Annotated in this window: 6 protein-coding genes and 2 pseudogenes; 4 read left to right on the top strand and 4 right to left on the bottom strand. The window is 66.4% G+C overall.

All coding sequences use genetic code 11. From position 1 onward, the window contains the following. Window positions 1–1,044: 1,044 nt before the first annotated feature. Window positions 1,045–1,320, bottom strand: a complete 276-nt coding sequence (locus tag ABZ453_RS49355) for a hypothetical protein (protein WP_359026388.1) — start codon at window positions 1,318–1,320, stop codon at window positions 1,045–1,047. Window positions 1,321–2,522: 1,202 nt separating this feature from the next. On the opposite strand from ABZ453_RS49355, the pseudogene ABZ453_RS49350 reads away from it, so the two are divergent. Beyond that, window positions 2,523–2,755: pseudogene (locus ABZ453_RS49350) on the top strand (transcriptional regulator); the annotation flags it as partial. A gap of 207 nt (window positions 2,756–2,962) precedes the next feature. Here the strand turns inward: ABZ453_RS49350 and ABZ453_RS49345 are convergent. Together ABZ453_RS49345 and ABZ453_RS49340 are read right to left on the bottom strand one after the other, a co-directional pair. Beyond that, window positions 2,963–4,279 (bottom strand): S1 family peptidase, encoded by a 1,317-nt coding sequence (locus tag ABZ453_RS49345; protein ID WP_359026386.1) that lies wholly within the window; start codon window positions 4,277–4,279, stop codon window positions 2,963–2,965. 280 nt (window positions 4,280–4,559) lie between these two features. Then, on the bottom strand, window positions 4,560–5,285 hold the full coding sequence (locus ABZ453_RS49340) for an SGNH/GDSL hydrolase family protein (protein ID WP_359026384.1): 726 nt from the start codon (window positions 5,283–5,285) through the stop codon (window positions 4,560–4,562). A 1,069-nt stretch (window positions 5,286–6,354) separates the two neighbouring features. Between ABZ453_RS49340 and ABZ453_RS49335 the strand changes: the two are divergent. The 3 genes and pseudogenes from ABZ453_RS49335 to ABZ453_RS49325 all read left to right on the top strand — a co-directional run. Beyond that, window positions 6,355–6,601: pseudogene (locus ABZ453_RS49335) on the top strand (IS5/IS1182 family transposase); the annotation flags it as partial. A 49-nt stretch (window positions 6,602–6,650) separates the two neighbouring features. Beyond that, entirely contained in the window at window positions 6,651–7,214 is a 564-nt protein-coding gene (locus ABZ453_RS49330) for a group II intron maturase-specific domain-containing protein (RefSeq protein ID WP_359026383.1), read from the top strand. Window positions 7,215–7,435: 221 nt separating this feature from the next. Then, window positions 7,436–8,236, top strand: a complete 801-nt coding sequence (locus ABZ453_RS49325) for a hypothetical protein (RefSeq protein ID WP_359026381.1) — start codon at window positions 7,436–7,438, stop codon at window positions 8,234–8,236. Here the strand turns inward: ABZ453_RS49325 and ABZ453_RS49320 are convergent. Further along, window positions 8,217–8,894 (bottom strand): polysaccharide lyase family 7 protein, encoded by a 678-nt coding sequence (locus ABZ453_RS49320; RefSeq protein WP_359026379.1) that lies wholly within the window; start codon window positions 8,892–8,894, stop codon window positions 8,217–8,219. The genes ABZ453_RS49325 and ABZ453_RS49320 overlap by 20 nt on opposite strands. Between the last annotated feature and the right edge of the window lie 138 nt (window positions 8,895–9,032).

Genomic DNA, 9,032 nt, shown 5'->3' with positions numbered 1-9,032 from the left:
CGCCTGGTACAACGAGGAGCGGCTCCACTCCGCCCTCGCCTACGTATCGCCCGCCGAGTACGAACGCGCCTGGTGGCGACAACAGGAAGCCACCCCGCAGCCCGCCTGAAACAAGATCACCGGACTCAATGAAACTCGGGGCAGCTCACTCCAGCGGCTTGCGGTGACTGTCCAGCGTGAGCTTCCGGCCCGGGTACTGCCGCGCGACGTCGTCAAGGTCCTTGACGGGCCGCAGCGGCCGACAGAGGTGGCGGTGTCGGGCTGGGGAAGCGTCAGCGCAGTTGCCGGTACTGACGGTGGATCAAGTGCGGCATCAATGCCCGAGGTTCTGGCAGGCACTGCAGGTACAGGCGGTTTCCTGACCCGGCACCGCGGCGATGCCGAACCAGCCGCCGCAGACCTCGCACTGCATGCCGGTGCCGGCCGTGGCAGGGACCGGGGCGGAGACGGCGGAGGACAGCGGGCACTCTCGGGGCGCAGTTCCACAGCCCGCACAGGGGGCAGGCGTCGTTCTGCCCGGTACCGACCATCGCGAGGCGGGCCCACATCTCGGCAACCGTGCGCGGTGCGGGCCGGGGGCGTGTCATGCTGTCGATCACAGGAACTCTCGCTTCCTGTATGACGGCCCCGGAGCGGCTCTCACCTTTCCGGGGCCGTCGCCCTGGGCTGGCCGGATGGCCAGCCACTGCCCGTCTCCCACCCCCTGACGCTCTGGTGGGGTGGGAGACGGACTGTGGTGGATCGTCAGGCCGCCGGGGCGTAGGCTGGCGCGCCCTCGCGCAGCAGGTAGTCGGAGTCAGTCCAGGCGGATCCGATCGCGAACGGCTGGCCGTCGGGACGCAGGGTGTCGCGGACGATGACCGCCCACCGCGCGCCGGACCGGTTTCGCAGCAGCTGCGTGGCCTCGCGCGGGTCGGTGACGAGCGCCAGGACCTCGAAGCGGCCGTCGGTGTTCTGGTAGATCGCGCCGGGGCGGCGGGGCCGATCTCGTCGGCAGTGCCGGGCAGGGTGATGGTGGCGGTGGGCATCATGGTGCGGCTCCGATCAGGCGGGCGAGGTGGGCCAGGGCGGATTCGTCGGTGTAGTCGACGGCTCCTCGCGCCGGACGCGGGCGAGGCGGTAGTGGTCGACCGCGCGGCGCCGGGCGCGCATCGCGAGGAAGCCGGCCGGGTTGTGCAGTGCGTTGCCGCGCAGCAGGTGCTGCCAGGCACTCCAGCCAGGCGTCCTGGGCGATGTCGTCGGCCAGGCCCCGGTCGTTGGGGCGCAGCGCGCGGGCCGCGACGGCGGTGACCATCGGCGCGTGCTCGCGGTACAGCGCATCCAGCAGCTCGCGGGCGGCGGTGTCGCCGGTGCGGGCAACGCAGGAGCGGGGGTGAGGCCGGGGGCTGGCCGGTGTGGGCCGGTCGGGGGTCCGTCCGCTCGTGCGGAAGGGGCCGCCGCGGTAACGGCGGGCGGGTGACGGCCACAGGGGCGTCAGCCATGATGGTCATTGTGGGTTTCCCTTTCGGGCGGGAAGGGGCACCCGCAGCACCGAGAACCCCCAGGGCGCACTCCCTGGGGGTTCGTCATATGCGGCGGGCAGTGCGTCCTGCGCACTCCGCCGCAGCAGGTCGCGCTGGCCGAAACCCAGAAGCCACCACGCGTGACACCACTACGCTGATCATCCCGAGTTCATCAGTCGGTGGGCATGCGGGCGGGGTGAATTCCTGGGCTGACCTGGGGTTTGGGCATGAAGAGCCTCCGGTGCCGTGTGCCCACGGTTCCGGAGGCTGTTTGTGCAGGTGAGGGGCTATTCGGCCGGTGTGATGGCGCTCATCTTTGGTGGGAGCGGGACGCCGCAGTCCTTTAAGAGTTTGCTCTGGGTGTCGGTGAGGCGGGTGGTCTGCTTCAGGCTGCCGGCGGGGCCGGTGAGGGTGACCTGGTGGATGCGGCCGAGTTCGGTGTTGATGCGGGGCCAGGTGTGTTCGGTGGCGCGTTCGGCGACGCGGATCAGCAGCAGGGCGAGCTAGCACAGCAGGACGTCGGCGCGTATCCGCTCGTCCAGGCGGTGGTAGACCGGCCGGAGCTCCAAGGTCGACTTCATCGTGCGGAAGGCGGGTTCTGCTTCCAGCAAGTTCTTGTATCCGAGCGCGACGTCCTCGGCGCTCAGGCCGGGGTCGCTGGTGGCGAGGAGGTACTTTCCGTCCAGGCGGGCCTCGGCGGCGACCTTGGCGGTGTCGATGGACAGGCGTCCGGTGGTGGGGTGCTGCTTGAGCCAGCGTCCCAGTGCCGGGTGGTCGCGCAGCGCGCACTCGGCCTTGCGGTGCGGGGCATCGGAGGGTGCGGTGGGGCGCTTGCCGGTCTTTGCGGCCTTGGCCTTGGTCTTCGCCTCCTCGGCGTCCGCCTGGCGGGCGGCCTTGATGCGGGCCAGTTCCTCGCGGACGGAGCCGCGTCGTCGGGCAGCGGTCCTGCCGCCCGACGACGACGCGCGGCGACGCGCCCTCCCTCTCCATCTCCATACGCTGAGCCCTGCTGGCCTCCGGCGCGGCACCCGGGTGGAGTTCCACCCGTTCAGCCAGGCCCAGGTTGCCCGCCCCGCCAGCGCGCGCTGAGTTACCGCGCGCTCAACGTCCGCCACGGGGACCGGGTCGGCGACGCGTGGGTGGCTGGCGGCGACGTTGCCCTGGACGACGCCTGGGTAAGCGACGTAACCGTCGACCTCGGCTCCGAATGGGGCCAGTACGAGTACGTCACCAACATCGGGTTCGCCGCCTGATCGCCGGCTCAAGCGCTGACAGTTGCGCGAAACCCACCTCGCCCGCCTGCACAACCTCACTCTGGCCGGATGACGAAGAAACGAGCAGGTCACCCTCCACGTCAGAGATCATTTACGACAAGTCTTACCTCGGGTCTTTGCCGACCAGCGGGGTGAGTATTACCCCCACTGTCTGACCCGCGGCTGTTTATCTTTCAACTGATCTTTTCAGCCGCCATCGATCCTGACAAAGAATTTACCCTGGGGGTCAATGTCGGACAGCGGCGTGAAGTATGCTTCGCATGGGCCTTTAATGGTGGTTATGCCGCTGCTGTGCACCCCGAGTGCGGCTATACCGAGCGGCCCTTTCGCCTGGTCAAAGTCCATATAGACTGGGGCGCCGCTGTCTCCTACTATAGCGCAATAGTCGGTACGTACCATGCCCTTTACTAGGAAGTTGACGTCGCCGTGCCGCGTGATGAGGGTGACACCCACTCGTTTGATCTGGCCACACGTCTCGCCTGTCTCAGCGCCGTCCTTGCAGACTGTAGCCCCTACCACTGGCTCCTCAATAGCTTCAACGACGTTCCCGCTATTGGGCATTACCGTCGTGCCGCGGTCGCGCTGCAGGCGTAGGTAGCCGTAGTCGCCTGCTGCACCGAAGGTGAAGAATTCGCCCTTAGCCTGGGTATTTCCGGCGGCAGTCGTGTCGATGTCGTACTCGGTTTTTTGCGGATCGTCGTCGACGTCGAAACAGTGTCCTGCGGTCATCACACCGTTACCTGGTACGCCGCCGTTCGGATCCGCGATGTCCACTGCCCAAGCGGCCGTGCAGTTGGTAATGAAGGGGCCACCCTTTCCCTCAGTCACCCCCGCCATGGAGGCACCAGCGATACCGACGTCCTCTTGGGTAGCCAGTCCGCCGGTTTCTGCTGACGCGTTGACTATGTTGCCTAGGCGGGTCGCGGCCGTTGGCACCACGGGGTTGGCGCCGTCGAACATGTACTGTGCGATCACCTTGCCTTTCGCGGGGTCGATCTCGAATGAGGCGCCGCGGAACCCGGGTGGAGGATTGTCCTTCACGTCCTGGGCGAGGGTGTCCTGGGCGGCTTCCAGATCCTTGGTCGAGAACGCCACGAGTTTCGGTGTCGCGCCGGCAGCGTGTGCTGCCTGCTCGCCGGCCTTGTTCAGAACGCTTGCCCTCAGGGTTCCGTTGCCGTCGATCCAGACGGACTGCACGCTTTCGGGTGCTTTCTTGCGCAGTGCCACGGCCGCGCGTACCTGCCCGGCTTGCTTCTGGATCCGTAGGGTTGCCTCGTCACGCGGCACCCCTATTGACATCAGGTGTGCGATGGCGCCCTGCCTTGCTCGCTTCGCATCGAGTTGTGGGGTGTACAGCCCCTTGGCCGAAGACGACTGCTGACCATTGTCGTTCTGTCCCGCGCTGGCGATACCGATACCCGCGCTGAGCAGCAGGACCAGCCCTCCCGCCAGAGATGCGGCTTGAAGGCGCGGCCCAGGCATCCGTTTCTTCTTATGCTCCATCGGACTGACGTCCCTTTCCTTTTGCTTGCTCGTCGTGTGATCAACCGTCTGGGCTGCAGTCAGGCGTCTGCGTGAGTGTCGACAGAGGCGGGCCCAGGACCAAGGCGCCCTTCATCGGCGGAGGCGATCCAAGGTGATGAGTGCCACCGCGGTGACGGCATGCCGGTCCATGACACAAGCGGCGGCAGGCGGAGTACTTGAAGCCGGCGAGGGGAGCAACTTCTTCACGCCTGCCCGGGAGCGGGGCGAGTGTCTTCACCGGGTTGTTCTCGAACCCCGTTCACCCGACGCCCCGTACGGCGGCATCCAGCGCGACCGCGTAGGCTTCTTGTCCGTCGCGGTTGGGGTGGTAGAGGTCAGTGCCGGCGCTGGTATCGGTCAGCCAGGCACCACCGGGGGCAGTGGAACACACACCCCGCCCCGTGAACGTCTGCTCACCGTCGATGAAGGTGAAGCCGTTTGCGGCAGCCGTCTTGCGGATCACCCCGTTGAGCGCTGAGGTCGAATGGTTGATAGCCGTTCGGGCGAGATGACCGAGCCCGAATGTTCCGCAATTCCCGACTTGGAAAATGTGCGGGTACCCAAGAATGAATACCCGGGCGTTCGGCGCCCTGTCCTTGATCTTCTTGTACAGTGCGTCGAGCCTGCCTGGCATAATTCTCTCCGCCAGTGCCCCCGCGGTGAGAGCGGAAGCGATGCACGCATTTTCGGAGAACAGGTTAGTGAGCAGGCACTGCCCAACAACCGGCGAGAATCCGACATCATTGCCACCGATCGACATAGTCACCATGGTGGTCTCAGCACTGAGCGAGCTTAGCTGCCTGGACTCGACTTCCGCGGTCGTCGCGCCGCTGCAGGCAACGAACGCGAACTTCGCCACCGCCTCCTCTGAAAACTCCTTGATCCAGCGCTGAGAGTAGGCGTTGGCGCTCCGTTTACAACTCGCATCGTTGGCGTCATAGTCCCCCGCGCCCACACCGGAAGAATAGGAGTCACCCAGCGCCACGTAGCTCACCTCTGCGGCCTGCGCTGGATTAGCCCTGACGGAAATGACTGACCCCGTACCAACGACAACGGCTGAGGCGACGGCGACGCGAGCAAGAAGCGGTAAGCGGCGCCGGTGGCCGGCACTGGATAACTTTGACCGGCGCCTCATGGAAGGCCGAAGGCGACCGCTGCTCAGCGACCTGAGAATACCCCAGCGCCTATCAACCGACATCTGCACTCCTGTAAAAATGCTGCGCCCAAAACCGATGATAATCAAGGAGTCAAACGCGCACCGAGGCTAATTCGCTCGGTGTTGACCGGCCAGAACGATTCTCGACCGGCCGCCAGATGTCTAGAGGCGAATGCCCTGCAAGGTCAGGGCGGTTGCAAGTTTCGGGCGCGCGTGGATCATCCGCGCTCAAGCGGAACATCGAGTTCGGAAAGTACGGCGCCCGCGGCATCAACCTCGATTCTTCTGCTGTCTGACCGTGTGAAGTGACCCGGCGGTTTGCCCTGGTTCGTCTCACCGGTGCGGACGTGGGGCCGTCGCATGCGCTGCGGGGGCGTCGGGTTCCACGGGCTTGAGGGTGGTGCGCTGGCAGCCGATGACGTGGATCAGGCGTGCTCCGGGGTGGCCGGGGCGGTGAGGGAGATCTTGTACTGTCCAGGCCTGCCGCCCGGCGGCGGGGAGAGGAGCGCGGGTGGGGATCTGGCTGTAGTCGCCGCCTTCAAGGGGGTGGACATGACGGGCGTCGAGCCAGACACTCTGTTCTGCGGGCTCCGTACGGCCGCTGCTGCCAACTGCCCAGCCGGAGATGCCCACCCGGTACTGCCATCCGGCTGCCGCGCGCCGACGTTCATACAGGCAGGCTCGTAACTCTTGCCCGTCAGGCATGATCACGGTCACGAGTCTGAACTATCCGGATCACAAGATCGTCGACAAAACCAAGGTACGCGACGGGCAGGTGGCGAACCGGCCCATCTACGACCCTGCTGGTCAATTCACTAAGCCGCTGCGTGGATCAAGCTGGTGCTGGCATCGTGATGGGGAGTACACGTTGCGCGGGGAACCCAGGTGGTGACCCGTCATGTTCTTGTGGCCGAGGCCGATGCAGGAGATTCCCGAGCTGACCGCGCGGGTGGCCCGCGCCGCCTTCCCGCGCGGCACGCTGGCCACCCGTCTGCGCGACTCGCTTGGGCCGGTCTTCGAGGACGCCCAGTTCGCTGATCTGTTCGCCAGGCGCGGGCACCCTTTCGCTGTCGCCAGGCCGCCTCGCGCTGGTGAGCGTGCTGCAGTTCACCGAGAACCTGACCGACCGCCAGGCCGCGGAGGCGGCTGCCGAACTACCGGCTCGTCCGTTACGCGGACGACTGGTGCTTGGTCGTGTCGGGCGCCAAGACCGACGCGGAGGCACTGCGCGAGGAGATCACCGGGGTCCTCGCTGCGATGGGCCTGTGCCTGTCGCAGGAGAAGACCCTGATCACCCATATCGACGATGGCCTCGACTTTCTCGGGTGGCGCATCCAGCGTCACCGCAAACGAGGCACCAACAAGTACTACGTCTACACCTATCCGGCCCGCAAGGCTCTCAAGGCCGTCACGGGCAAGGTCAAGACGCAGTGCCGCAGGACAGGCACGGATCTGCCGTTCGATGCCCTGCTCATCTGTCTCAACCGGATGCCGCGGGGCTGGTGCGCCTACTTCCGGCCTGGGGTGTCCAGCACGGCCTTTCAGTACCTGAGCTCCTCCACCTGGGGCCGGGTCATCTTCTGGCTGCGGCGAAAACACCCGGGACTGAACTGGAAGCAGTTGCGACGCCGCTTCTGCGGCGGTGGCTGGTGGCCGGCCAGCGAGGAAAGAGAACTGTTCAATCCGGCGAAGGTACGCACCACGCGCTACCGCTGCCGGGGCTCAGTGATCCCCTCGCCCTGGCAGGTCACGGGATGAGACACAGGGCGGAACCCAGGGCGGGACTTGTGGAGCGCCCGTTGCGTTGAGAGGCGCACGGCGGGACTTCACGCGGGAAGCGGTCCGGAGAAACGGGCCGGTCGAAAAGCCGGAACCGCGCTCCGGGCCGACTTCACGCGCTTCAGCTGACCGATCCCGGGTTCGACGCCTCCGTGCTGTGCGAGTTCCGGGCCCGGCTGCTGGCCGATGAGGAGTCCGCGGTGGAGCGATTGCTCGAAGTCCTGCTGGAGCGGCTCAAGGCTGCTGGCCTGCTCGTTAAGGGCGGACGAGCCCGCACGGACTCGACACGGGTACTGGCTGCCGTGCGCACCCTCAACCGTCTGGAGCTGGTCACCGAGACCTTGCGCGCCGCGTTGGAGGTGTTGGCGGTGGCCGTGCCCGTCTGGCTCACCGACTTCGCTCCGCAGGAGTGGTACGACCGCTACGAGCGCAAGGCTGACGCCTTCCGGCTGCCGATCGGCGACGGACCGCGCCTTGACTACGCGCTGACCATCGGCCGGGACGGGTTCGCGTTGCTGGCAGCGCTGCACAGCACCGGGGCTCCGGCCGGGGCGCGGGATCTGCCGGCGCTCCAGGTGCTGCGCCAGATCTGGGTCCAGCACTACACCCGCCAGGACGACGAGATCATCTGGCGCAAGGACAAACAGCTGCTGCCGGGACGGGCCCTCCCACAGACGGTTGGAGGCCCTGATAGGCAAGTTCCCCATCGCCCTCGCCGACGAGGAGGTCGAGGGACTGGAGGGCGCCCTCATCGCCACCGCCAACCACGAGGCGGGCGGCCGCCCTGCACCAGCATCCCGCGGGCCTTGCTACAGCCGGCCTTCGTGATCCGGCCGTGGTGGGCGGGTGTCCCACCGGACTGGCAGCCGCGGGTTCAGGCCAAGGTAGGACACGAGCTTGTCCGCGCTGCCGAGGCGGTGGACGACGGCTACGTGGGCGCGGCCGGGGCGGTCCCGGGGCCAGTCATGGTCTTCGGCGCGGCTATTTCTCCCAGAAGGTGATGTTCTTGAAGTGCGCTTCGGCCTCGGGCCCCTTGGTGTTGTAGACGCCGTTCTTGAAGTACCAGATCTTGCTTGTCGGCGCCGAGTAGTGCGTGGTCAGGACCAACTTGCTGTCGATCCACAAGCGGACGGTGCCGGTAGCCGGGGCGAAGTCGGCGTTCATGTGGAACCACTTGCCCCACATGCCCGTCGCGATCGGTGTGTTGTTCACGCTGTTGTAGAGGTTGCCGTTGCCGTGGACGTTGACGTAGATGGCCTCGCCGCCGGTGGAGCCCTTGACCTGCATGATGCAGGCGCCTTCGGTGCTCGGGTCGATTTTCACGTCGGCGGACCACTGATGCTCGGTGCCGGACCAGGTGGCGTGCCACCGCATCTCGGTGCGCGGTCCGGTGTCGGAGTCCTTCTTGAAAGGCTTGTCCCCCTTGAGGATCCGGGCGTTGTACGTGGGGCCGCTCGTCATGGAGAAACGGTCGGACTGTGGCAAGTCATAAGGGTGCTGGACGCTGTACGCGTCGGAGTACTCGGTCAGTCCGCTCGTCGGGTTGGCCGCGGCGGCGCTGGTCTGCTGGGCGGTGGCTGTTCCCGTACCGGCGGCCCAGGAAATCAGGGCCGCCGTGGCGAGCAGCGGGACGGCGGTGCGGATATGGCCTGCGCGCATCGCTTCTCCTCGTTGTGTGTGGGGGAGGGAACTGGGAGTGGTCTAACCCCGGTTATTCAGCGGAATTGGGTGAGCTGACGGCCTGACAGCAGAAAGGTGCCGCTGACCTGCGAGGATGCGAGTGTCTAGGTCGTATCC

Source organism: Streptomyces sp. NPDC005799 (assembly GCF_040630525.1).
GTDB classification, from domain to species: Bacteria; Actinomycetota; Actinomycetes; order Streptomycetales; family Streptomycetaceae; genus Streptomyces; species Streptomyces griseorubiginosus_B.
Note: the sequence above shows the minus strand (reverse complement) of the source record. Positions and strands in the feature narration are given on the sequence as shown.